General features: G+C 67.9%; 17 protein-coding genes, 1 pseudogene and 1 riboswitch. Of the genes and pseudogenes, 7 read left to right on the top strand and 11 right to left on the bottom strand.

Annotated elements, in window-relative coordinates:
• The first annotated feature begins 46 nt into the window (after positions 1-46).
• Positions 47-415 (top strand): chorismate mutase, encoded by a 369-nt coding sequence (aroH, locus tag MARKY_RS05850; RefSeq protein WP_013703957.1) that lies wholly within the window; start codon positions 47-49, stop codon positions 413-415.
• Between the two features lies 1 nt (position 416).
• Here the strand turns inward: aroH and MARKY_RS05845 are convergent, their stop codons facing one another.
• Entirely contained in the window at positions 417-1,496 is a 1,080-nt protein-coding gene (locus MARKY_RS05845; RefSeq protein ID WP_013703956.1) for a pyridoxal-phosphate-dependent aminotransferase family protein, read from the bottom strand.
• On the bottom strand, positions 1,496-3,058 hold the full coding sequence (gene serA / locus MARKY_RS05840; RefSeq protein WP_041657861.1) for a phosphoglycerate dehydrogenase: 1,563 nt from the start codon (positions 3,056-3,058) through the stop codon (positions 1,496-1,498). Before serA ends, MARKY_RS05845 begins: the two co-directional genes overlap by 1 nt.
• A gap of 134 nt (positions 3,059-3,192) precedes the next feature.
• On the opposite strand from serA, the gene MARKY_RS05835 reads away from it, so the two are divergent.
• Positions 3,193-4,035, top strand: a complete 843-nt coding sequence (locus tag MARKY_RS05835) for a DegV family protein (RefSeq protein WP_013703954.1) — start codon at positions 3,193-3,195, stop codon at positions 4,033-4,035.
• Positions 4,036-4,051: 16 nt separating this feature from the next.
• A complete protein-coding gene (dtd, locus tag MARKY_RS05830; protein ID WP_013703953.1) occupies positions 4,052-4,516 on the top strand; it encodes a D-aminoacyl-tRNA deacylase in 465 nt (154 codons plus the stop codon).
• Here the strand turns inward: dtd and MARKY_RS05825 are convergent.
• The 3 genes from MARKY_RS05825 to MARKY_RS05815 are packed head-to-tail and all read right to left on the bottom strand — an operon-like array spanning position 4,513 to position 9,092.
• Positions 4,513-5,769: an O-acetylhomoserine aminocarboxypropyltransferase/cysteine synthase family protein gene (locus tag MARKY_RS05825; RefSeq protein WP_013703952.1), complete on the bottom strand. Its 1,257-nt coding sequence runs from the start codon at positions 5,767-5,769 to the stop codon at positions 4,513-4,515. The two genes, dtd and MARKY_RS05825, sit on opposite strands and share 4 nt — an antisense overlap.
• The gene (locus MARKY_RS05820; RefSeq protein ID WP_013703951.1) at positions 5,762-6,925 is read right to left on the bottom strand and encodes a phenylacetate--CoA ligase family protein; all 1,164 of its coding nucleotides are present in this window, start codon (positions 6,923-6,925) and stop codon (positions 5,762-5,764) included. The genes MARKY_RS05825 and MARKY_RS05820 overlap by 8 nt, the downstream gene beginning before the upstream one ends.
• A gap of 34 nt (positions 6,926-6,959) precedes the next feature.
• Positions 6,960-9,092, bottom strand: a complete 2,133-nt coding sequence (locus MARKY_RS05815) for a S8 family serine peptidase (RefSeq protein WP_013703950.1) — start codon at positions 9,090-9,092, stop codon at positions 6,960-6,962.
• Positions 9,093-9,302: 210 nt separating this feature from the next.
• On the opposite strand from MARKY_RS05815, the gene MARKY_RS05810 reads away from it, so the two are divergent.
• On the top strand, positions 9,303-10,541 hold the full coding sequence (locus MARKY_RS05810) for an aspartate aminotransferase family protein (RefSeq protein WP_013703949.1): 1,239 nt from the start codon (positions 9,303-9,305) through the stop codon (positions 10,539-10,541).
• 6 nt (positions 10,542-10,547) lie between these two features.
• A complete protein-coding gene (gene rnr / locus MARKY_RS05805; RefSeq protein WP_013703948.1) occupies positions 10,548-12,890 on the top strand; it encodes a ribonuclease R in 2,343 nt (780 codons plus the stop codon).
• A gap of 43 nt (positions 12,891-12,933) precedes the next feature.
• On the opposite strand, the gene metF is transcribed toward rnr, so the two are convergent.
• The 3 genes from metF to MARKY_RS05790 all read right to left on the bottom strand — a co-directional run bounded on the left by metF (position 12,934) and on the right by MARKY_RS05790 (position 17,661).
• Positions 12,934-13,818: a methylenetetrahydrofolate reductase [NAD(P)H] gene (gene metF, locus MARKY_RS05800; RefSeq protein ID WP_013703947.1), complete on the bottom strand. Its 885-nt coding sequence runs from the start codon at positions 13,816-13,818 to the stop codon at positions 12,934-12,936.
• 33 nt (positions 13,819-13,851) lie between these two features.
• Positions 13,852-16,101, bottom strand: coding sequence for a 5-methyltetrahydropteroyltriglutamate--homocysteine S-methyltransferase (gene metE, locus MARKY_RS05795; protein ID WP_013703946.1), 2,250 nt, complete (start codon positions 16,099-16,101; stop codon positions 13,852-13,854).
• Between the two features lie 70 nt (positions 16,102-16,171).
• Positions 16,172-16,283, bottom strand: a riboswitch (SAM riboswitch).
• Between the two features lie 118 nt (positions 16,284-16,401).
• Entirely contained in the window at positions 16,402-17,661 is a 1,260-nt protein-coding gene (locus MARKY_RS05790) for a glycosyltransferase (protein WP_013703945.1), read from the bottom strand.
• A gap of 350 nt (positions 17,662-18,011) precedes the next feature.
• On the opposite strand from MARKY_RS05790, the pseudogene MARKY_RS05785 reads away from it, so the two are divergent.
• A pseudogene (locus MARKY_RS05785) lies at positions 18,012-18,773 on the top strand (transposase family protein); the annotation flags it as partial.
• Between the two features lie 341 nt (positions 18,774-19,114).
• Here MARKY_RS05785 and cysS read toward each other — a convergent pair.
• The 3 genes from cysS to MARKY_RS05770 form a co-directional block, all read right to left on the bottom strand.
• Positions 19,115-20,560, bottom strand: coding sequence for a cysteine--tRNA ligase (gene cysS / locus MARKY_RS05780; RefSeq protein ID WP_013703943.1), 1,446 nt, complete (start codon positions 20,558-20,560; stop codon positions 19,115-19,117).
• A gap of 144 nt (positions 20,561-20,704) precedes the next feature.
• Complete coding sequence (locus MARKY_RS05775) at positions 20,705-21,139, bottom strand: type II toxin-antitoxin system RatA family toxin (RefSeq protein ID WP_013703942.1); 435 nt, start codon at positions 21,137-21,139, stop codon at positions 20,705-20,707.
• A gap of 12 nt (positions 21,140-21,151) precedes the next feature.
• On the bottom strand, positions 21,152-21,595 hold the full coding sequence (locus MARKY_RS05770) for a regulatory protein RecX (RefSeq protein WP_013703941.1): 444 nt from the start codon (positions 21,593-21,595) through the stop codon (positions 21,152-21,154).
• Between the two features lie 39 nt (positions 21,596-21,634).
• On the opposite strand from MARKY_RS05770, the gene MARKY_RS05765 reads away from it, so the two are divergent.
• On the top strand, positions 21,635-22,330 hold the full coding sequence (locus tag MARKY_RS05765) for a metallophosphoesterase (protein WP_013703940.1): 696 nt from the start codon (positions 21,635-21,637) through the stop codon (positions 22,328-22,330).

The following is a 22,330-nucleotide window of genomic DNA, read 5'->3' as shown; positions in this document are numbered from 1 at the left end:
CCCAGCCTTGCCACGGCCACGGGCCCCGCCCTAGAATGCCTCACATATGGTACGGGGCATCCGAGGGGCGATCACCGTAGAGCACGACACGCCGGAGGCCATCCATGCGGCAACCCGCGAACTCCTCAAGGCCATCCTCGAGGCGAACGGCATCCAAAGCTATGACGAGCTGGCCGCCATCATCTTCACCGTGACGCCCGACCTGTCCTCCGCCTTCCCCGCCGAGGCCGCCCGGCAGCTGGGCATGCACCGGGTCCCGCTGCTTTCCGCGCAAGAGGTGCCCGTCCCAGGCGCTTTGCCGCGCGTGATCCGCATCCTGGCCCTGTGGAACACCCAGACCGCGCAGGACCAGGTGCGGCACGTCTACCTGCGCGAGGCCGCGCGGCTCCGCCCCGACCTGGAAAGCGCGCAGTAGCTCACGCCCTTAGTACCTCCACGAGAGCCGCACGCACGAGTGCCAGCACGGCCTCCGTATCGTAACGGTCGAAATACCCCATGAGCGACACTCGGAAGATCCGTCCCTTCAACGGCCCCTGTCCGCCCGCGATCACCGCGCCGCGACGCGCGAACGCCTCCCGCACCTCCGGGTAGCGCACCCCTTCCGGCAGCCAAAACGCCGCCGTCGCCGCGCTGCGCCGCTCCGGAACCGGTTTTAGGCCCAGCTCTGCGCCCAAGGCGTACAACCGCTCGTGCTGCTCGGCCTTCAAGGCCAAGTGTGCCTCGAGGCGGGGCACCACCTCCTCCAAGACCGCCTCGGCCGCCAAAACCAGGTTGATGGCGGGCGTGTACGCGCTTTCCCCCGTGCGCTGCGCCTTCAGCTCGCGCTCGAGGTTCAGGTAGTACCCGCGGGGCCTCAGGCGAGCCAAGGCCCGGGGGCCTAAGGCCGCGAAGGCCAGCCCCGGCGGGCACATCAGGCCCTTTTGGCTGCCGCTCGCTGCGGCGTCGATCCCCCAAGCGTCCAACTCGAGCGGGCTCACCAACAGGCTCGTCACCGCGTCGATCACCACGAGGGCCTGGGGCTGCACCCGGCGTACCACCTCCGCGAGCACCCGCACGTCGTTCAGGGCTCCGGTCGAGGTCTCCGAGTGGGTAAGCAGCACCCCGCTCACCGGGCCGTAGGCCCTGAGATCGGCCTCGAGCGATTCAGGGACCAGGACACGCCCCCACTCGAGGCCCCGCCGCACCACCTCAAGCCCCGCGCTTTTCGCGATCTCCGCCCAGCGCTCGCTGAACTTTCCCAGGACCGGGACGTACACCCGCTCCCCGGGCGCGAACAGGTTCGTGGCGAGGGCTTCCATCGCGGCCGTGCCGCTGCCCGTGAGGATCAGCACCTCGCCCTGGGTGCGGAACGCTTCGGCGAGCAGCGCCCGCGCGCGCGTGAACCGCTCCCGGGCCACGGCCGTGCGGTGGTGCACCTGGGGGGCCACGAGGGCCGCGCGGGCTTTGGGATGCAGCTCGACCGGACCGGGCGTAAGGAGCCGCGGACGCACTTCCATCACAACTCCACCACGTCCACCCGCTCGAGGACCTCGAGCCGGGCCAGGGCCTCGAGCACCTCCGGACTTGGGCGCTCATCCACGGTGAGGACGAACAGCGCCCGGCCACCGGGGGCGTCCCGCCCGAGCTGCATACCGGCAATGTTCACGCCGGCCTCGCCGAGCAGGGTGCCTACCCGGCCCACCACGCCGGGCCGGTCGTGGTTCACGCAGACCAGCAGGTGCCCTTCGGGAACGACCTCGAGGGGGTAGTCGTCGATGCCCACGAGCCGCGGCTGGCTCCCAAGGACCGTACCGCGCGCGCGGCGGGTCTCCTGGTCGGTCGAAAGGCGCACCTCGACGAGTTGCGTGTACCCGCGGGGCTCCGGGTCGTGGTAGGTGGAGAGGTGGATGCCGCGCTCGCGCAGGAGGGGGCCGGCGGAGACGAGGTTCACCCCTTCCGAAAGCACGCGCTCCAGCATCCCCTTGGCCACCGCGGTCGCGACGGGCTCGGGGCTCGCCTCGAAGCGTCCGTAAAAAGCGACCTCCACCGCCTGCGCGCGCCCCCGGGTGATCTGCACGAGAAGCTTGCCGAGCGCTTCCCCAAGCGGAATAAATCCCTTCAGGGCCTGGAAAGCCTCGGGGTCGAACCCGGTGTTGATCGCGTAGGTGAAGTCCCCCTTCAAAGCTTTCACCACGCGCTCCAGCACCGCCTCTCCCACGCGCTCCTGGGCTTCGAAAGTATTCGCGCCCAGGTGGGCGGTATGCACCACGCGCGGGTGGTGCAGCAGGGGGTGATCCACAGGGGGCGGCTCCTGGGCGAACACGTCCAGCCCCACCGCGAAGAGGTGGCCTTCCTCCAGCACCTCTAAGAGGGCCTCCTCCTGGATGATCCCGCCGCGCGCAGCGTTGACTACCACCGCGTTCTTGGGCAGGAGGTACAGCTCCCGCCGCCCGATCATGCCCCGGGTCTCCTCGGTGAGGGGGGTGTGCACGGTTAAGAACTGTGCGCGGTGGAGCAGGGCCTCGAGCTCGTCCACCAGCTCCACCCCGAGGCTCTCCGCCCGCGCGCGGGGAATATAGGGGTCGTAGGCCAGCACGCGCATGTCAAAGTGCTTCGCGAAACGCGCGACCTGCGAGCCGATCCGCCCCAGCCCCACGATCCCCAGCGTCTTGCCGCGCAGCTCGAGGCCGAGGAACTTCCGGTCCCACACGCCCTCGCGCAGTTTCCGATCGGAAAGCGCCACCCCCCGAGCCGCCGCAAGCATCAGGGCGAACGCAAGCTCGGCGGCGCTGCGGGTGTTGGCCTCGGGGACGTTCACGACCATCACGCCGCGGCGTGAGGCCTCCTCGAGGTCGATGTTGTCCACGCCAACCCCGCCCCGTCCGATCACCTTGAGTCTGGTGCCGCGCTCGAGCAGCTCCCGGTCCACCCGGGTGCGGCTGCGGGTGATCAGGGCGTCGTAGGCTCCGATCGCCTCCAGCACCTCCTCGCGGGGCATGCCCGGCCGGTAGTCGAGGAGAACGCCGGGCCAGCTCGCCTCCCCTAGCTGCATCTCATCCGTCACCAGGATCCGCCACATCATTATGCATAAAAACTAACACCACTCCCCCACCCCCGCAAGCGCTCCCCGCCCGGCCTGGAATTTTTACTGGATTCAACACGAGGAAAATACCTGCCGGTATGCTAAGGTAAGTGCGCTTAAAGGAGGGGTAGATGCGTATCGCTTTGGTCACCGACTCAACCAGCGACATCCCGCGGGAACACGTCCAACAAATGGGGGTGTTCGTCGTACCTCTATACGTGCACTTCAAGGGCAGCGTGTACAAGGACTGGGTCGAGATCACCCCCGCGGAGATCTTCGAGGCAGTCCAGGCCGGTGCGGAACCCCCCACGACCAGCCAGCCGTCCCCCCAAGACTTCAAGGAGGTCTACCAAAAAGCCCTGGAGCAGGCCGACCACGTGCTTTCCATCCACATCTCCTCCAAGCTCTCCGGCACGGTCCAGTCGGCCCAGCTCGCCGCATCCGAGTTTCCCGGGAAAGTCACCGTGTTCGACTCGCAAGCCGCCTCCGCCGGGATCGGCATGCTCGTAAGCCGCGCGCACGAGATGTTGCAAGCGGGACGTGAGCTCCCCGAGATCCTCGCCGAGCTCGAGCGGATCCGCGCCGACCACCGCGTGCGCTTCACCGTAGCGACCCTCGAGTTCCTGCGCCGGAACGGGCGCATCGGGGGCGCGCAGGCCCTTTTGGGCACGCTCCTCAACATCAAACCGATCCTCGAGGTTCGCGACGGGCGCGTGGACGCCGCGGGGCGGGCCCGGGGGGAGAAGAAGGCCCTCGCGGAGATGGTGCGTTCCTTCCGCGAGTGGGCCCAGGGCCGCGAAAAGATCCGGGTGTACTTCATGTACACCGCCGACGCCCGCGCCGTCGAAAACCTGAGGGATGCCATCCTGTCCTCCGGTCTTCCGGTGGAGGAGGTGTACACCAGCGAGATCGGCGCGGTCATCGCCTCGCACGCGGGCCCCGGCACCTACGGGTACTACGCGTACAGCCTCTAAACGGTAGAATCACCCCATGCGCGCACTGGTTCAACGCGTCAGCGAAGCCCGCGTGGTGGTGGAGGGCGAGGTCGTCGGGGAGATCGAGAAGGGGTTCCTCGTCCTCGTGGGGGCGCACCACTCGGACACCCCTGAGGACGCCGCGTACCTGGCGCGAAAGATCGCGGGGCTCAGGGTCTTCCCGGACGAGGCCGGAAAAATGAACCTAAGCCTCAAGGACGTGGGGGGCGCCGTGCTTGCCGTGAGTCAGTTCACACTGTACGCCGATACCCGCAAAGGGAACCGCCCGTCCTTCACCCAAGCCGCGCCCAGCGACACGGGCAAGCGCTTATACGAGCGGTTCGTGGACCTCCTGGTCCAGGAAGGCCTGCACGTGGAGACCGGGGTGTTCGGCGCGCACATGCAGGTGCACCTCGTAAACGACGGGCCCGTCACGATCCTCATCGACTCCGCGGACCGGCTGCGCCCCTCCCGGCGCTAGACCGCCTCGAGGGCCTCCCCAAGCGCGGCCTCGAGGTCCGCCGGGTCCTCGAGGCCCACCGAGATCCGCAGCATCTCCGGGGCCACCCCCGCCGCGCGGCGCGCGGCCTCGGGCAGGCGGCCGTGCGTGGTCGTCCAGGGGTGCAGGATCAGGGTGCGCGCATCCCCCACGTTCGGGGCCTGCCGCAACAACCGAATCGCCCGCAACAGGCGGCTCGCGGCCTCCATTCCCCCCTTGACGCCAAAGGTCAGGATCGTCCCGAAATGCTTCAGGTACTTCCGGGCTCGGGCGTGGTCCGGGTGATCCTCAAGGCCCGGGTACCGCACCCACGCGACCTTGGGGTGTTCCCGCAGCCACTCCGCGAGCCGGTGCGCTGTCCTCGAGGCCCGCTCCGCCCGGAGGGCGAGCGTCTCCAGCCCCTGGTGGATCAGGTAGGCGTTAAAGGGCGAGAGGACCATCCCCCCCAGCTGCAACCCCAGGTTCCGCACGCGCTCCAGGTAGCAGCGCGCCCCGAAACGTTCGAGCGGCACGAAACCTTGCGGCGTGGGGTTCACGAACTGCGGGTAACGCTGCCAAAGCTCGGTCTCGCGCGAGAGCACCGCGCCGCCTAGGACGGAGCCGTGTCCCGAGGCCCACTTGGTCAGGCTGTGCACCACGACGTGCGCCCCGTGCTCGAGGGGCCGGAGCAGGTACCCGAGGGAGCCGAAGGTGTTGTCCACGACGAGGGCCACCCCACGCTCCTCCGCGAGCGCGGCCAGCCCCTCGAGGTCCGGCAGCGTGAGGGCCGGGTTCGCGAGGGACTCCGTAAAGATCACGCGCACCCGCTCGTCCAGCACCGCCCGCACCGCGTCCGCTTCCGGTGCGGCGTACCGCACCTCCACCCCCATCAGGCTAAAAACGTTGTTCAACAGCCCCACCGTGCCGCCAAACAGGCCGGGCGAGGCCACGATCGCGTCCCCCGTCTTGACGAGCGCGAGCAGCGCGGCAAAGGTCGCGGCGTTCCCCGCAGAAAGGGCCACCGCCCCCAAGGCGCCCTCGAGCGCGGCGAGGCGTTCCTCCAGCGCGGCGACCGTCGGGTTTTGCAGCCGGCTGTAAGTGTACCCGGTGGCGTTCGCGAAGCGGTCCGCGCCCTCCTCGAGGCTACCGAACTGGTAGGCGGCCACCGGGTAGATCGGCAGGCCCAGCGCGTCGTAGGGGTTCTCGGGCAGGCCGGTTTGCACCGCGAGGGTGGCGTACTCGAGGTCCTTACCCACGCGCGTCCTCCTCCAGGTGGCCGAACCGCCGGTCGAGCACGAGCCCGCCCTCGATCGCCTGGGCCGTCTCGAAGCGGTCCACCCGCAAGCCCGTAGCGCTGCGGATCGCGTCCGCGAGCCCCTCGGGAACCGTCTCGGCCGCCAAACGGATCACCAGCGCGTCCGTCCCCCCCGGCTTGGGTTCCACAACGACCTGGAAGCCCTTGGGGTCCAGGCCAAACCCCGCGAGGATCGGGCCGAGCTCGCTCGGGTAGAGCTTCACCCCCTTGACCTTGACCATCACGTCGGTGCGGCCGAACACCCCGCGCGGCAACCGCACGCGGCCCTCCCGGCGCTCGGCCACCGCGAGGTCCCCGGTGCGGAAGCGGATCATCGGCATGAGCGTGCGCGAAAGGGCCGTGACGACGAGCTCTCCCCGCTCCCCGTCCGGTACGGGCTCGAGGGTCTGGGGGTCGAGCACCTCGAGGATGGCCATCTCCTCCACCGCGTACAGTCCGTCCTTCGCTGGCGTCTCGCCGGCCACGATCCCCAGCTCCGAGGTGCCGTACGCGTCGAGGGCCATCCCACCGATCGCTTGCTCCACGCGCTCGCGGTAGCCCGGCACCGAGGTGAAGGGCTCTCCCGCGGCGAGCAAGAGCTTAAACCGCCCGCCCGCCTGCCCGACCTTCAGGGCGAAGGAAGGGTTGGCGATCAGCACGTCGAAGGCGTACTTTTTCGCGATCTCCGCGACGCGATCGGCCTCGCCCGGGCCGTGCGGCAGCACCACCGCGCCGGCCTCGAGGAGCGCCTCGTGGAACAACCATCCCCCGGCGAAGACGTGGTAGCTAAACGCCACGATGACCCGCCGGCCCTCGAGGCCCAACCGGCGGAAGTGCGCGGCCATCGCTGCGCGCTGGTAAGCGAGGTCCTCCTGAGAGAGGTACTCGGGCATCCAGCCGAGCCGCGGGCTGGGCGTGAGGTGCACGAGGGCCGTGCCCGCGGGCGGCTGGGGGTGTGCCTCCAGGAACCGCACCCACTCCTCTCGGGTTACGGGCGGGATTTGTGCCAGGTCCTTCGGTGTGAATCGTGCAGGATCGATGCCTCGAAGCCGGTCCGCGTACAAGGGATGGGTCTTTGCGTGAGCGATCACCGTGCTCAGCCGCTCAGCCACGTGCATGGGCGCCTCCTTCCTTTGCACGCGATTATAAACACTAGGGCGTGCGCCGTGCTCCGATGGCTTTTTGCAAGAGGGCCCGCACGGAAGGAGCAGTGTCCTGCAGGAGCTCCATGGGGATGTCGATCCCCGCCGCGGGCGGCTCGATCAAGCTCAGCAACTCCCCCGGCCTCAGGAACACCCCAGCGTAATCGCCGCTGTCCACGTCCCCGCTGCCGTTCGCGTCCTGCCAGGCCAACAGCACGTACCCGCCCGCCTCGAGGCCCGCGAACGCGTAGGGCGCGACGGAGCCTCCCGAAGCGATTACCACGAAGCGCGTCCGGCTGGGGTCGCAAACCACGCTCGGGTCCGGCACGTAGAAGCAGGCGAAGACCACGGTACCCAGCACGTCCGGGCCGCCGCCGGTACCGGAGATCGTGAGGGTGAGGGCGGCGACCTTGCTCGTGCCGGCCGCAGCGCCCCGCACGAGCAAGCCGAAACTACCGAGGGGCGCGGCGGCATCCACGCTCAGGGTGAGGGTGCTCGTCGTGCCCGCGGCGGGGTTGGGGCTAAACCCGCCCGTCACCCCGGCGGGTGCCCCCCCCAGGCTCAGCGTGACCGGCTCGGAAAACCCACCGCTTCGCGTGAGGGTCACCGCCACCTGCCCGGCCTCCCCCGGGTTCAGCTCGAGCACCCCCGGCGCGAGGGAGAGCGTGTAGTCGGGCGTTGGCGCAGCTTGCAGGGCGCTCAGCGCCGCTTGCGCGTCGATCAGTCCGGCGCCGCACTCCGCAGCGGAGGGCCGGTTGCAAGCCGAGGCGCTTAAGGGACGCGCGGTCTGTTTCAGGAGGTCCAGCGCTTGGACGGGTGTGAGGCTCGGTTCCAGCGCCTTCATCAAGGCGACCACCCCGGCCACGTGGGGGGCGGCCATCGAGGTGCCTTGCAAGAAGCGGTAATCGAAGGTGCCGTCCGCGTCGTCCCGGTTCAGGCTGAGCACCCCGTCCACAAAACCGTCGCTGTTCAGGTCCACCCCCGTGTCCCCGCCCGGCGCCATCACGTCCACGCGCAGCCCGAAGTTCGAGTAGAACGCCCGGTTCCCTGGCAGGTCCGTAGCCCCGACGGTGATCACCCCGCCGCAGCTGGCCGGGCTGAAGTTGCTCGCGTCCCGGTCCTCGTTCCCAGCGGCCACCACCACGATCGCTCCGCGGCTTATGGCCTCGTCGAAGGCCGCTTGGAACGCGGGGGTCTCGCTGCAAGGCACGGCCCCGCCCAGGCTCAGGTTCAGTACCTGAGCGGGATTGGGGTTGTCCGGCACCGGGGGCAGGCTCACCCCCACCGCCCAGAGGATCGCGTCGATGATGTCCGCCGTGCTGCCCCCACCCACGCCCAGCACCCTGAGGGGCAGGATCCGCGCCTTCCAATCCACGCCGGCCACCCCCAACCCGTTGTTCGTCGCGGCCCCGATCGTGCCCGCCACGTGGCTCCCGTGGTAGCTCGACTGCCCGCCCGGGTTATCCCCGGGGTCCTCCGGATCCGGGTCGCGCCCGTCCCCGTCCGCCGCCACCTGCGGGTCCGAGATGAAGTCGTACCCAGCCAGCAACCGCCCCGCAAAATCCGGATGCGCCCGCAGCACGCCGGTATCGATCACCGCGACGACCACGGCGCTCGAGCCCTGCGTCACCTCCCACGCCTGGGGAAGGTTGATCGCGCTGTAGTGCCACTGGAGGTCAAAGAAGGGATCGCTCAGCTCAAGCAGCGGGTAGATGCGGTAGTTCGGCTGGGCCCAAAGCACCCCCGGCCGGGCCGCGAGGGCTCGCGCCGCGGCCCGCGTCGCCTCCGCGTCCACCCCCCCGGCGCGGTAGAGGAAGGCCCCCTCCAAGGCAAGCGGCCGCACCGGCTCGAGGGGGGTGCCGTTCACCTCGAGGCGGGCCGCTCCTTGGAGGCGCACCGTGGGAGCGAAGCGCACGATGACCTCTCCGGGAACCAGAAGGGGGCGGTCCGCTAGGGCGCCCAGCTCCCTGGCCCCCGCCTCACGGATCGCGTGGGTGCCGGTGCCGGTCGCGATTCGTACCGTGCCGGTGATGGTGCGTTGCGGTTCGGGGGGTTCCTCCACGTTCACCGGAAGCTGGCACCCCCCCATCCACACGGCCAACCCCCCGAGGACCCAAACATACCTCCGTAATTCACGCATCATTTTCCCCTTTCCAGTAATGCTCCAAAGGTTAGGATTGGGCTATACGATTACTTCTGGAATACCTATATAGTATAGCCGGTTTTCTGCATTCCGGTCCCCGACGCGCCACAAACCCGCATCCGCCCCGCACGCGCCGAAGCGCTCTCGTACGAAGCATGGCATAATAGGGTATGGATTGGGGGCTTGGCCGCGATCTTTCTGGAGGACGAGATGAGCAACGCCTTTACTTTGTTTGAGCGACACGTTAACCCCGGGCTAGCCGGCCTGCTGCGCTTCACCGGCCTGGACGTCGAGGAGGACCGCGCCGAAGGCGTGTACGTCTGGGACAAGAACGGCAAGCGGTACCTGGATTTCCTGGGCCTGTACGGCACGATGAACCTGGGGCACCGGCACCCGCGGGTCCTCGAGGCCGTCCGGCGGCAACTGGACCGGATGCCGATGTCGGTCCGGGTCATGGTCAGCGAACCCCAGGCCCGGCTCGCCGCCAAGCTCGCCGAGATCACCCCCGGCCCCCTCTCCATGGTCTTCTTCGGGAACTCCGGCGCCGAAGCCGTCGAGGCGGCGTTCAAGCTGGCCCGCCTCCACACGGGCAAGCCCGAGATCATCACCACCACCGGCGGCTTCCACGGCAAGACCTTCGGCGCCCTCTCCCTCACGCCCAAACCCGAGTACCAGGACCCGGTGCGTCCCCTCGTGCCCGGCGTGAAAACCGTGCCGTTCGGGGACGCGGAGGCCCTCGAGGCCGCGATCACCGACCAGACCGCCGCGGTGATCCTGGAGCCCATCCAGGGCGAGGGCGGCATCAACCTGCCCCCCGAAGGGTACCTCCGAGCGGTGCGCGAGATCACCCGGGAACGCGGCGTACTCCTCATCGTGGACGAGGTCCAGACCGGCATGGGCCGCACCGGGAAGCTCTGGGCCAGCGAATGGGAGGGGATCGAACCGGACCTGCTCACCACCGCCAAGGCCCTGGGTGGCGGCGTGATGCCCATCGGTGCGGTCGTGGGCCGCCCCGAGCTCTTCGCGGCCTTCCAACACAACCCCCTCGTGCATTCCTCCACCTTCGGCGGGAACCCCCTCGCGTGCGCCGCGGCCCTCGCCGCGATCGAGGTCACGCTCGAGGAAGGCCTCCCCCAGCGCGCCCTAGAGATGGGCGGGTATCTCCTCTCTGGACTCAAACGCCTCGCCGAACGCTACCCGGAGTTCATCCAAGAAGTACGCGGCAAAGGTCTCATGATCGGCCTCGAGTTCACCGACGCGGACATCGGGGCCCTCGTGATCAGCGAACTCGCCACCCGCGGCGTGCTGACCGCCTTCGGGCTCAACAACCCCAAGGTCGTGCGCCTCGAGCCGCCCCTCATCATCGAGCGTTCCCACGTGGACGAGGCCCTCGAGGCCCTCGAGGCCTCCCTCGAGGCCACCCAAACCACCCTGGAGGGTGTGTTGTAAACCTTCATGACTAAGCAAGCGATCTACGAATTCATCAAACGCAACCCCAAGAAGCCCTACCACCTAGCGGAAATCGTGCGGCAGTTGCGCGTCTCCCGCCAGGAAGCGAAGCGCGCGCTGGACGCCCTGGTGCAAGAAGGTAAGCTCGTCCAGACCCGGCGCAAGACCTACGGCCTCCCAGAGGAGATGCGCCTCGTGGTGGGCCGGATCAGCGTCCACCCCAACGGGTTCGGCTTCGTCGTTCCGGAGGGGGAGGGAGCGGACCTGTTCATCCCACCCGCCTACCTGGGCGGCGCCTGGCACAACGACAAGGTCGTCGCGCGCCCTAAGCCGCCGGGGCGGGACGGCCGGCCGTGGGGCGAGGTGATCCGCATCCTCGAACGCGCCCGCGACAAGCTGGTAGGCACCCTCGAGTTCTCCCGCGGGTACGCGATCCTAAGGCCTGACGATCCGCGCGTTCGGGAACGCCTCCTCCTCGTCCCGGACGGGCTCGAGGGCCTCGAACCCGGCGCGCGCATCGTGGTGCGCGTCCGCTACCCGGAGGAAACCGGGGAGCGCGAGCCTTTTGGGGAGTTCTTAGAGTACCTAGGCCAGGGCGAGACCCCAGAGACGGAGACGCGGGCGGTCATCGTGAAGTACGACCTGCGCGAGGATTTTCCCCCGGAGGTCCTCGCGGAGGCGGAGCGTATCGAGGCCCGGATTCCCGAGGCGGAGCTCCACCGTCGCGCAGACTTCCGCCACCTGAACGTCTTCACGATTGACGGGGCGGACGCGAAGGATTTCGACGACGCCATCCACATCGAACGCTACAAGAACGGCAACTACCGCGTCGGCATCCACATCGCGGACGTGTCCCACTACGTGCCGGAGGGCAGCGCCCTAGACCAAGAGGCGTTCGAGCGCGGCACGAGCGTCTACCTGCCGGGGCGGGTGCTGCCGATGCTGCCCGAGAAGCTCTCGAACGGGGTGTGCTCCCTCGTGCCCGGCGAGGACCGGCTGGTCCTCTCGGTGCTGGTGGACCTCACCCCTAGCGGGGAGGTGAAGCGGTACAGCTTCAAGGAGGGCGTGATCCGCTCGAAGGCCCGCCTGACCTACGACCAGGTGCAGGCCTTTTTCGAGGGGGACCCCTTGCCCGAAGCGGCCCGCTTCCTCGAGGCGGACCTCCGGGACCTGTTCGCGCTCACCCAGACCCTCAAGGCCCGGCGGCTCGAGCAGGGCGCCTTGGATTTCAGCTTCACCGAGGTCAAGGTGGACGTGGATCCGGACGGGACGCTGCACCTGATCCCCATCGCTGAGCGGGAGGCCCGGAGCCTGATCGAGGAATTGATGCTGCTCGCGAACCGGATCGTCGCGAAGCACCTCGCCGACAAGGGCATCCCCGCCCTTTACCGAGTGCACGAGGACCCCGCGGAGGACCGTTACCGGGCCCTGGTAGAGGCCCTGGCGCGGATGGGGTACAAGCTGCCCGGGAAGGAGCCCGACCCCAAGGCGCTCCAGCAGGTGCTGCACCAGGCCGCGGGACGCCCCGAGGCCCCGGCGGTCTCCATGCTGCTCCTGCGCTCGCTGAGCCTCGCCCGGTACGCCCCGGAGAACCTGGGGCACTTCGGTCTAGCCTTCGAGGATTACCTGCACTTCACGAGCCCCATCCGGCGCTACCCGGACCTGGTGGTGCACCGGGTGCTGCGCCACGTGATGCGCCGCCGCCTCTCCCAGAAGAAGATCGCGGCGTGGCAGGAGCAATTCCCCCGCATCGCCGAGCACGCCTCGGAGCGCGAGCGGAACGCGGAGGCCGCCGAGCGGGACCTAAGCAAGTACTACCAGTGCAAGTGGGCCGAGGCCCACAAGGGCGAGGTCTTCGAGGGTACCGTCAGCGGGGTCACCAACTTCGGGGTGTTCGTCGCGCTCGATAACGGCGTGGAGGGGCTGTTGCACCTCTCTAACCTGACGGACGATTACTACGAGTACGTGGAGGAAGCCCTGGCCTTAATCGGCCGGCACACGAACAAACGCATCGGGATGGGCGACCGGATCAAGGTCGCGATCGACGAGGTCAACCCGGCGCTACGACAGATCGATTTCGCACTCGTGGAGGACGAGATGAGCCAGAAAAGCAGTGCACCCTCAACCCAGAGCGCCAAAGCGCCACGGCGCCCGCGCAACAAACGCACCAGCACCAAAGCTACCCCGAAGCGCACCCGACGGGTGGTTGGGCCGCCGGAAGAAACCAAGCGCAACGAGCGCCCGGTCAAGGTGACCGTGCACAAGCTGTACTTCGGCGAGTGGACGGGCGAAAACCATAGGGAGGCCAAACCCACGAAGTCCCGGCGGACCCGCCGTCGGCGCAAGTAACGCTCGCAGCGCGGCCCGGGAATCCCCCGGGCCGCGCGCTTCCTTAAGCGGTCTTCCGCACCGGAACCCGCAGATTCCGCACCACAAGCCGCGTCGCCGGGGATTTATTCAAGGTGTAGAAGTGAATCCCGGGCACCCCCGCGTCGAGCAGCTCCTGGCACTGCCGCGTCGCGTGCTCCACACCGATCGCGAGCACGGCCTGATCGTCGTCCCCGAAGCGCTCGAGCTCCGCCAACAACGACCGCGGGATCGAGGCTCCGCACATCTTCGTGAACCGCTGCACCTGCTGGATGTTCGTGATGGGCATGATGCCCGGAACGATCGGTACGCGAATCCCAACCCGCTCGGCGCGCTCTAGAAAGTCGAAGTAGTGGTGGTTGTCGAAGAAGAGCTGCGTGATCACGAAGTCCAGGCCGCTATCCACCTTGTGCTTGAGGTGCAGCAGGTCCTGCTCGCGGTCCCGGCACTCCACGTGCCCCTCGGGGTACCCCGCCCCCCCCAAACTAAACGGATACCCTTCCGCGCGAATGAACCGCACTAGCTCACTCGCGTACCGGAACCCGTCCGGCGCAGGCTTAAACTCCGTCTCCCCACGGGGCGGGTCCCCCCTTAGGGCGAGGACGTTCTCGATCCCCGCGGCCTCTACCTGGTCGAGCAGCACCTTGATCTCCCGCCTCGAGGCCCCCACGCACGTGAGGTGCACCGCGGTCTCGAGGCCCAGCTCGAACTTGATGCGGCGGGCCCACTCGATCGTTTTCGCGCGGGTGCTGCCGCCTGCCCCGTACGTGATGGAGACGAAGGCCGGCTTGAGCGGCTTGAGCCGCTCAATCGTCTTGAAGAGCGCCGCCTCCCCCACGGGTGTTTTCGGCGGGAAGAACTCAAAGGAGAAGAGCGGCCGGCCTTCCCGGAACAGGTCACGAATCTTCATGGTTTTCCCCCTTCACCAACCACGGCAGGTCCCCTAGCCCTTCGCGGCCCGGACCTCTTCGCGCAAGGCGCGGGCCGCCGCTACGAGGTTCCTCAAGGTCGGAATGACCTCCTCCCAGCGCCGCGTCTTAAGGCCGCAGTCGGGGTTCACCCAGATCTGCTCCGGGCGCAGGTGCCGCAGGAAGGTGCGGAGCTTGGCCAGGATCGCTTCAGCCTCCGGAACCACCGGGCTGTGCACGTCGTACACCCCGGGCCCCACCTCTCGGGGGTACCCGTACTCCGCGAGTTCCCTCAGGGTCTCATCCCCGCTGCGGGCGTTCTCGATCGAGATCACGTCCGCGTCCAGCCGGTCGATCGCGGCGAGGATGTCGCCGAACTCGGAGTAACACATGTGGGTGTGCACCTGGGTCTCCGGCTTGGCCACCGCGGTCGTGAGCCGAAACGCGTCCACCGCCCACGAGAGGTAGGCGTCCCACCGCTCTTGCTTGAGGGGCAGCCCCTCGCGCAAGGCAGGCTCGTCCACCTGAATCACCCGCGCGCCAGCGGCCTCGAGGTCGGCCACCTCGTCCCGCAACGCAAGCGCGATCTGGAAGGCCACCTCCTTGCGGGGGATGTCGGTGCGCGGGTAGGACCAGTTCAGGATGGTGACCGGGCCGGTCAGCATGCCCTTGACGGGCTTGTCCGTATAGGACTGGGCGACCTTGAACTCACGGACCGTGAGGGGTTCGGGGCGCGCCACGTCCCCGTAGATGATGGGGGGACGCACGTACCGGCTGCCGTACGACTGCACCCAGCCGTGCACGGTGAAGGCAAAGCCCTCGAGCTTTTGCCCGAAGTACTCCACCATGTCGGTGCGTTCGAACTCCCCGTGGACCAGCACGTCCAGCCCAACGCCTTCTTGGACGCCAATGGCGTAGGCGATCCACGCGTCGATCGCCGCGCGGTACTCCGCCTCGGAGATCTCGCCCTTGCGGTAGCGGGCCCGCACGCGCCGCACCTCCGGGATCTGGGGGAAGGACCCGATCGTGGTGGTGGGAAACAAGGAGGTCTGGATCTGCTTCGGGCGGCGCTCGGCGTACGGCAACGCCCGGCGGAAGTCCTGCGGCGTGAGTTCCTGAAGGCGCTTGCGCACCGAGGGATTCTCTGGGCTAAAAGCGCGGAACGCCGCCCACGCCGCCTCGATCCGCGCGAGTTCCGCCTCCCCCCCCTGGCCGCCGAGGTGCTGGGCCAGCGCCACCACCTCCTCCAGTTTCTGCTCGGCGAAGCTCAACACGCCCCGCAACGCCTCCGGCAACCCCGTCTCGCGGGAAGCGTCGTACGGCACGAACTGGAGGGAGGCCGAAGGCTGCACCGAGAGTTCAGGGGCGATCCCGTGAAGCCGCTCGAGGAGCAGGAGAACCTCACTCGGCCGGATGCGCCACACGTTGCGCGCGTCCACCACCCCGGCCCCAAGCCGTTTCTCCCGCGGCCAACCGTGCGCCTCGATCAGCTCGAGGTTGTTGCCGCGGGTGAAGTCGAGGCTCACCGCGGCCACGGGCAGGGCCACCACCCACGGGTACGCCTTGCCGAGATCGTCGAAGTAGGTCACCAGGTCGATCGCCACGCCCGCCCGGGCGAGCTCAGCGTAGGCCCGCTCCACGTGTGCCTTAAGGGTGTCCGCGTCCCCCAGCACCAGGGCCGGCTCGTGGAACTGCACCTCCCCCACCCCCCGGCCACGCAACCCCTCCAACAGCGCGCGGTAAGCGGGCAGGAGGCGTTCCAGCACCTCCCCCAGGGGCTCCTCGAGCCGCGCGAGCCGCAGGAGCGTCACGGGCCCCAGCACCACCGGCACCGCGCGCGCTCCAAGCACGCCCTGCGCACGCTCCACCGTGCGGAAGAACCCCTCGAAGCCGGGCTCGGGGTGTTGTCCGCGCGCGATCTCCGGAACCAGGTAGTGGTAGTTCGTGTCGAACCACTTGGTGAGTTCAAGTGCGGGAATACCCGGCAGGCCACGGGCCATGGCGAAGTACGCCTCGAGGCCCTCGAGGTGGCGGAAGCGTTCGGGCACGAGGCCCAGCCAAACCACCCAGTCGAGGACGTGGTCGTAGAGGCTGGTCCCCTCCACGGCCACGGCGTCCACGCCGCGCGCCTGCTGGGCGCGCCAACCGTCCTCCTGAACCGCTTCTACGGTGGAGATGAGCGTTTTGGCGTCCGTCTTGCCCGCCCAGTAGGCCTCGAGGGCGCGCTTGACCTCGCGGTTCTTGCCGATCCGGGGATACCCTACGGTCGCACTGCGAATACCCATGTGTTACCTCCTTAAATTTCAACCCCCTCCTCGGACGAGGAGGGGGTGAAATACTCCGGTTACACACCCCTCCTCATCGTTCCCCTCTCGGGGGCTGGCATTGGCACCGGACGTGGGAAAGTGCACCCCACCGGTTGCCGCGGCTTCACAGGGCCAGTTCCCTCCACCGCTCTGGATGAGGAGGTAGGTTGTGACGGGCTACGCCCGCTTACCCCCGATGGTACACCCTAGGGATAGCTGGGTCAAGCCAGCCTAAGCGTTACAGCGTTACTGAGTTCAACGGCGCGGAAACGGGTGGAGTCACGCCAGGTCTTCCACCCCCCGCACGGCCTCCATCACCCCGTCCTCCCGGCAGAGCCGCCGCGCCAAGAATTCCGCGTTCCGGCGGTACGCAAAGCGCTCCACTGCAGCCCGGATCGCGCGCGCCAGAGCGTTCGGCGCCAAGCGTTTCGCGGGGACCGGTCTGGGCCCTGCCCCCAGGGCCGCCACCCGCTCGCCCCAGAAGAACTGATCCGCGATGAACGGGACCGTGACTGTGGGCCTCCCCGCATAAAGCCCGGCGGCGGTGGTGCCGGCCCCACCGTGGTGCACCACCGCCGCCACGCGCGGGAACAACCAGGCGTGGGGGACAGCATCCAACACGTACACGCTGTCTGGAACCCTCTCGGGATCCAATCCGCCCCACCCCCGAACCAGCACGGCCCGCACGCCGGCCAGCTGAAGGGCCTCCAGCACGATCTCCGTAAAACGCCGCACATCCGGAGGACGCATGCTCCCAAACCCTACGTAGACCGGGGGCGGGCCGTCCTCTAAAAAGGCTTGCAGCTCGCCCGGCGGACGCCAACCCTCATCCAGCGGTAAACGCCAGTACCCCGTTACCCGAACCCAGTCCGGCCAATCCCTGGGCCGGGGCACCACAGCGGTACTGAACCCGTAAAGTACCGGCACCGCTCCCCTACGAAGCCGCGGGTAGGGACCGCGCCAAGAGAGCGGAGCTAGGCCCAAGGCCCGGCGCCAGCGGTTGGTCTGGGACGCGACCAAAAACCAGGCGAACTGCTCCATAGCCACGTACGAAAAGCGGTTATACAGGCCGCAGCGAGCCAGGAAAGGCGGTGAAGGGCCGAACGGCGCGGGAAACGCGGCCGTCGGCGTCTGGGGCTGGAGAAAGGCCGCCACGGCCGGTACCCCCCGAGCCTCCGCCCAGTGATAGGCTGGGAACCCCAAGGTGGAGAACACGACCCGGTCTGCGCCCTCGAGGCCGGGCTCCAAAGCGCGCAGAAAACCGGGAAGAAAGGCACGGTACACCTCGAGCAGCTCGCGCACAAAACGGTACGGGTTCGCACCCGCCGCGAAGGCGCGCCGGACCTCGAGGGCCTCGAGCAACGCGCGGGGGTTCTCCCCCAGGGGGAGGTACTCGAGGCCGAAGGGTGCGATTAGTTCGGCGAACCCTTGCGGGGCGAGCATCCGGACCTCGTGCCCGCGCGCAACGAGGCCAGCGCCCAAGGCTACGTACGGCTCCACGTCGCCGCGCGAGCCGACCGCCACGATCGCTACCTGCATACCGGCCCCACCCCCAAGCTAGCCGCGGCCTGGCCTTGCGGTCAAGCGGCGCCCATCCTCAATGCGTCGGAACGGTAAGCGAGAGGCAGCAATCATCGAGGTATCAAAACAGGTCTGATAGGGAGCCTCCAAGCAATGACTGGATCGGCGTGCGAAATGAACGAATCTAAGCAAGAGGGCGTGCTAAGGGAAGAGTAAGAATGTCATCGGAAAAAAGTGTGTTCCCCAAGCACATACGGGCACTACCCGAAGCGGATATCCCTAGGCGGACACGCACCCAATCCTTTTCATGGAATTCCTTCGTGTGCTACTTGATCTGGACCCCCAAGATGTGAAAGAAGGGGGGTGCTATGGACTCCAACCGGGAGCACCCCCTTTACTATCTTGACGCGGAAACCCTTCTGGTGGCTACCTACATCTGGGTGGATGACGAACTCAAGGCCTTGCAAGCTCAGGGCTTCAACCCCCCCCCAAAGCAAAAGCACCAGAAGGCCACCCTGGCCGAGCTCCTGACCCTCGCCATCTTTTTGCTCCTCCAGGGCCAGGACCTCGCCAAAGGCTACCTGGCCGCCAAAACCACCCTGAAGGCTTACTTCCCCTCCCTCCCCCACCTCTCCCGCTTCTACCGGGTTCTTCAGAAGGCCCAGGGGCTGTTGGCCTGCCTCGCTACGCGCCTTGCTGGCGGAGAAGGACTTTTGCAGGTGGTGGACCTCAAGCCTATCCCCCTGGCCCACGGCCACCGCATCCACGGCCTCTCTCTTCCCGAGGCCGCGATGGGGGTAGGGCCTCTGGGGGCTTTTGGAGGCTACGTCCTCATGCCGGTGATGAACGAGCGGGGTCTCTTCTTTCGTTGGGCCATTCTCCCCGGTAATGCCCGGGAGACCTGGGGGAGGGACCTCCTGGACGGTTTGCCCGCGGTCCTCGGGGACCGGGGTTTTCGCTGGGTCCAGGGGGTCAAGACGCCACCCTATCGGGTCAGGGGAGGAACGGTGGTGGAGACGGGGTGGAGAGGGAGGATGGGAAGGGTACGGAACTGGATTGAGACGCGGTTTAGCGTGATGGTGCGGTCTTTGGGACTTCATCGGATAGAGGCCCGGTCCTACTGGGGAATTTGAGAAAGACGTGGAACTGCCCGAGCACACCCACGGCGCCCAGTGAGGGGTTGTCCTACTCGGGTGAGCTAGCGCTGACCATTGCCGGAGAGAGCAAAACACACAAAAGAGGAGGCACCTACTTCATTCCCGAAGGCGCGGTGCACTCAGCGAGGATCAGGGCCGGCTATGCCGACATCACGTTTTTCGCCGAGCCGCATCGTTATGCGCGGAAGCCGGGTCAGGCCCCCGAATCCTAGGACCGCGCGGCCCTCCGGGCTCCGCCCCGAACCCCGCCCGTGGCTGGCGGCCTGCTCCCCAAACGAACGGCCCCGGGGATGCCCGGGGCCCACACGCGCAGCCTACACCTCGAGCCGCCACTTGGGACCCTGCGGCGTGTCCTCCACGATCACGCCGAGCTCCGCCAGCCGCGCGCGCACCGCGTCGGCCCGCGCGAAATCCCGCTCGCGCCGGGCCTCCTCGCGCAGCTCGAGCAGCAGCTCGACCAAACCGCTCAGCAAACGCCCACCCACCCGGGCTTCCAACACCCGCGGCGGGAAGAGGCCGAGGACGCCCTCGCCGAACTCGTGAAAGACCCGCACAGCCCGCTCCAGCGTCCGCTTCCCCACCCGTCCCGCGAGCGCCTTGTTGAGTTCCGGAAGGAAGGTGAAGAACGCCGCGATGGCCTCCGGCGTGCCCAGATCGTCGTTCATCGCCTCCGTGAACTCCGCCTCGAGCCGGTCCAGCGCAGCCTCGAGGCCGGGGTGCTCGCCCTCCGGCTCGCGCTCCAATCGGCGGCGCGCCTCACGGTAGGCGTCGAGGAGGCGCGTGTACCCCCGCCGGGCGGCCTCGAGGCCCTCCTCGGTAAAGTCCAGCACGCTCCGGTAGTGGCTTTGGAGGAGGTAAAACCGGATCACCATGGGCTCGTGGCGCGAGAGGAGCTCGCGGAGCACCACCAGGTTCCCCGTGCTCTTCGCCATCTTCTCCCCGTTGAGGAGCACGTGGTTGTGGTGCATCCAGTACCGCGCAAACTTGTACCCCGCCGCCTCGGCCTGCGCGATCTCGCACTCGTGATGCGGGAACTGCAGGTCGATCCCCCCGGCGTGAATGTCGAAGTTCTCCCCCAGGTACTTCAGGCTCATCGCGCTGCACTCGATGTGCCACCCGGGGTACCCCTCGCCCCAGGGGCTTTTCCAGCGCATGATGTGCCCGGGGTCCGCCGCCTTCCACAAGGCCCAGTCGCGCGGGTCCTCCTTCTCCTCACGCACCGCCACGCGCGCTCCAGCCACAAGTTCGTCCAAGCGCTTGCCGGACAAACGCCCGTACCCGGGCCACTTGGCCGCACGGAAGTACACCGAGCCGTTCCGCTCGTAGGCGTACCCCCGCTCGATGAGCCGCTGGGTCAGCTCGATCTGCTCGGGGATGTGCCCGGTCGCGCGCGGCGCGATGTCGGGGCGGAGCACGTTAAGGTCGCGCATGTCGTCGAAGTAGCGCCACATGTACTTCTCCGCGACCTCCATGGGCTCGAGCCGCTCGAGCTTGGCGCGTTTTTGGATCTTGTCCTCGCCCTCGTCCGCGTCGTCGGTGAGGTGCCCGACGTCCGTGATGTTCGAGACGAAGCGGACCTTGTACCCGAGGTGCTGGAGCCAGCGGCGCAGCACGTCGTAGGTGATGGGACCGCGGGCGTGCCCCAGGTGCGGGTCACTGTAGACCGTCGGCCCGCACACGTAAATCCCCACGTACCCCGGCGTGGCTGGCTCGAAGGCTTCCTTTCTCCGCGAGAGCGTGTTGTAGATGACCAGCGACATGCAACCTCCCAGGCAATCCTTACTCCCGCGCGGGCGACGCCCTCACGAGGGCGTCGCGGAACCCGCCCAACTGTGTAGGGGAATCAGGGGTTAAGCCGACATCGGCGGAACCACCGCATGCCCTTAGTGTATCAGGGTCGCTCGCTACGCCAAGCACCGTTCTTTAAGGCCCTCGAGGAAGCTTTCCGCGTTTTCCTGCATGAGTTTCTTCACGAGCTTTTGCAATAACCCCCCAAAGATCGGCAGGTTCAGCTCGTACTCGATGGTCAGAGTGACCCGCGTGCCTCCCTCCGCCGCCTCGAAGACCCAGGTGCCCTCGTAGCGATCAAAATCCCCCTCGGGGCTATAAAAGCGGTTCCGCAACCCCGCGTCGTCCCACTCCTCCACCTCAACCCACCGGACCTTCTTCCCCATGGCGGACGCCACCCACTCCGAGCGGGAGGTCCGCCCGTCGTCCTCGAGGACCTTCAGGGTCTCCACGTCCTTGAGGTACGGTTTGAGGCCCTCCAGGTCCTTCGCGGCGGCGTACACCTCGGCCGGGGGCTTCGGGATGTGGATCTCTGCTCGAACCGTGGGCATACCTCGCTTGTTTTACCCCTCTTCTGGCTCGAGTTGCAAGCGCTCGAAGGCCTCGAGGGCCACCCCCAGGGGATAGCCTTTCCGCACGAGGTACCGCACCGCCCGCGCTTTGTCGCCCTGGTGCCGCCAGGCGTGCCGGCGCAGGAGGTGCGTGGCCTCCGCCACCGGATCCCCCCGGCTGGCCTCGAGGGCCGCCTCGATCGCCTCGGGGGCCACACCTCGCGCCCGGAGCGCCTGGTACAGCTTGCGTTCGCCCCACCGGCCCGCCCGCGCTCGCACGAACGCCTCGGCGTAGGCCCGATCGTCCACGTACCCCCAGGCGCGCACGCGCGCCAACACCCGCGCCACCACCTCGGGGGAAGCGCGCTTCAACAAGCGTCGCTCTAGCTCGCGCTCCGCCAGCATGCGGCGCGAGAGGAGACGCAGGGCGTAGTCGAGCGCCTCGCGTTCGTTCATCGTGCCTATAGGATACTCCCGGCTGCTAAACTAGGGGTCGTGCGCGTGTTCGCCATCGCCGACCCCCACCTCTCGCGCGTCAACCCCAAACCGATGGATATCTTCGGGGAGAACTGGGCAGGGCACCCCGAAGCTTTCTTCAGTGGGTGGCGCGAGGTCGTCGGGCCGGAGGATCTCGTGATCGTTCCGGGGGATATCTCCTGGGCGATGCGGCTCGAGGAGGCCCTCCCTGATCTGGAGGACCTCGCGGCCCTGCCGGGGACCAAGGTGCTCCTCCGGGGAAACCATGACTACTGGTGGCCCTCGATCTCCAAGCTGCGGCGCGCGCTTCCCGCGGGCATGCACGCCCTGCAGAACGACGCGATCGTGATCGATGGGGTTGCCGTGGCCGGCACGCGCGGCTGGGTCACGCCAGGCGATCGGGAGTTCACCGAGCAGGACCAGAAGATCTACCGGCGTGAGGTGGAGCGGTTGCGGCTCAGCTTGAAGCACCTGGAAGGACAGGCGTTTGACCGCCTGATCATCGCGCTCCACTACCCCCCCACGGGCCCTACGGGCGAGCCGACGGGGTTCACGGAACTGATCGAACAGTACCGGCCGGACGCGGTGGTGTACGGGCACCTGCACGGCGCGGACGCGCGCCGCTTGATCCACACCTGGGAGGGCATCCCGTTATACCTGGTGGCCGCGGACTACCTGCGCTTCCGTCCGAAACAAATCCTGGAGCTACCCTAA

Origin of the sequence: Marinithermus hydrothermalis DSM 14884, from assembly GCF_000195335.1 — a bacterium.
In the GTDB taxonomy this organism is placed as follows: domain Bacteria; phylum Deinococcota; class Deinococci; order Deinococcales; family Marinithermaceae; genus Marinithermus; species Marinithermus hydrothermalis.
The sequence above is the reverse complement of the archived record's forward strand: the minus strand, read 5'-3'. Positions and strand labels throughout refer to the sequence as shown.

Coding starts and splice junctions, on each gene's coding strand:
- aroH (WP_013703957.1), top strand. CDS start 47: ATGGTACGGGGCATCCGAGGGGCGATCACCGTAGAGCACGACACGCCG.
- MARKY_RS05845 (WP_013703956.1), bottom strand. CDS start 1,496: ATGGAAGTGCGTCCGCGGCTCCTTACGCCCGGTCCGGTCGAGCTGCAT.
- serA (WP_041657861.1), bottom strand. CDS start 3,058: ATGTGGCGGATCCTGGTGACGGATGAGATGCAGCTAGGGGAGGCGAGC.
- MARKY_RS05835 (WP_013703954.1), top strand. CDS start 3,193: ATGCGTATCGCTTTGGTCACCGACTCAACCAGCGACATCCCGCGGGAA.
- dtd (WP_013703953.1), top strand. CDS start 4,052: ATGCGCGCACTGGTTCAACGCGTCAGCGAAGCCCGCGTGGTGGTGGAG.
- MARKY_RS05820 (WP_013703951.1), bottom strand. CDS start 6,925: ATGCACGTGGCTGAGCGGCTGAGCACGGTGATCGCTCACGCAAAGACC.
- MARKY_RS05815 (WP_013703950.1), bottom strand. CDS start 9,092: ATGATGCGTGAATTACGGAGGTATGTTTGGGTCCTCGGGGGGTTGGCC.
- MARKY_RS05810 (WP_013703949.1), top strand. CDS start 9,303: ATGAGCAACGCCTTTACTTTGTTTGAGCGACACGTTAACCCCGGGCTA.
- rnr (WP_013703948.1), top strand. CDS start 10,548: ATGACTAAGCAAGCGATCTACGAATTCATCAAACGCAACCCCAAGAAG.
- metF (WP_013703947.1), bottom strand. CDS start 13,818: ATGAAGATTCGTGACCTGTTCCGGGAAGGCCGGCCGCTCTTCTCCTTT.
- metE (WP_013703946.1), bottom strand. CDS start 16,101: ATGGGTATTCGCAGTGCGACCGTAGGGTATCCCCGGATCGGCAAGAAC.
- MARKY_RS05790 (WP_013703945.1), bottom strand. CDS start 17,661: ATGCAGGTAGCGATCGTGGCGGTCGGCTCGCGCGGCGACGTGGAGCCG.
- cysS (WP_013703943.1), bottom strand. CDS start 20,560: ATGTCGCTGGTCATCTACAACACGCTCTCGCGGAGAAAGGAAGCCTTC.
- MARKY_RS05775 (WP_013703942.1), bottom strand. CDS start 21,139: ATGCCCACGGTTCGAGCAGAGATCCACATCCCGAAGCCCCCGGCCGAG.
- MARKY_RS05770 (WP_013703941.1), bottom strand. CDS start 21,595: ATGAACGAACGCGAGGCGCTCGACTACGCCCTGCGTCTCCTCTCGCGC.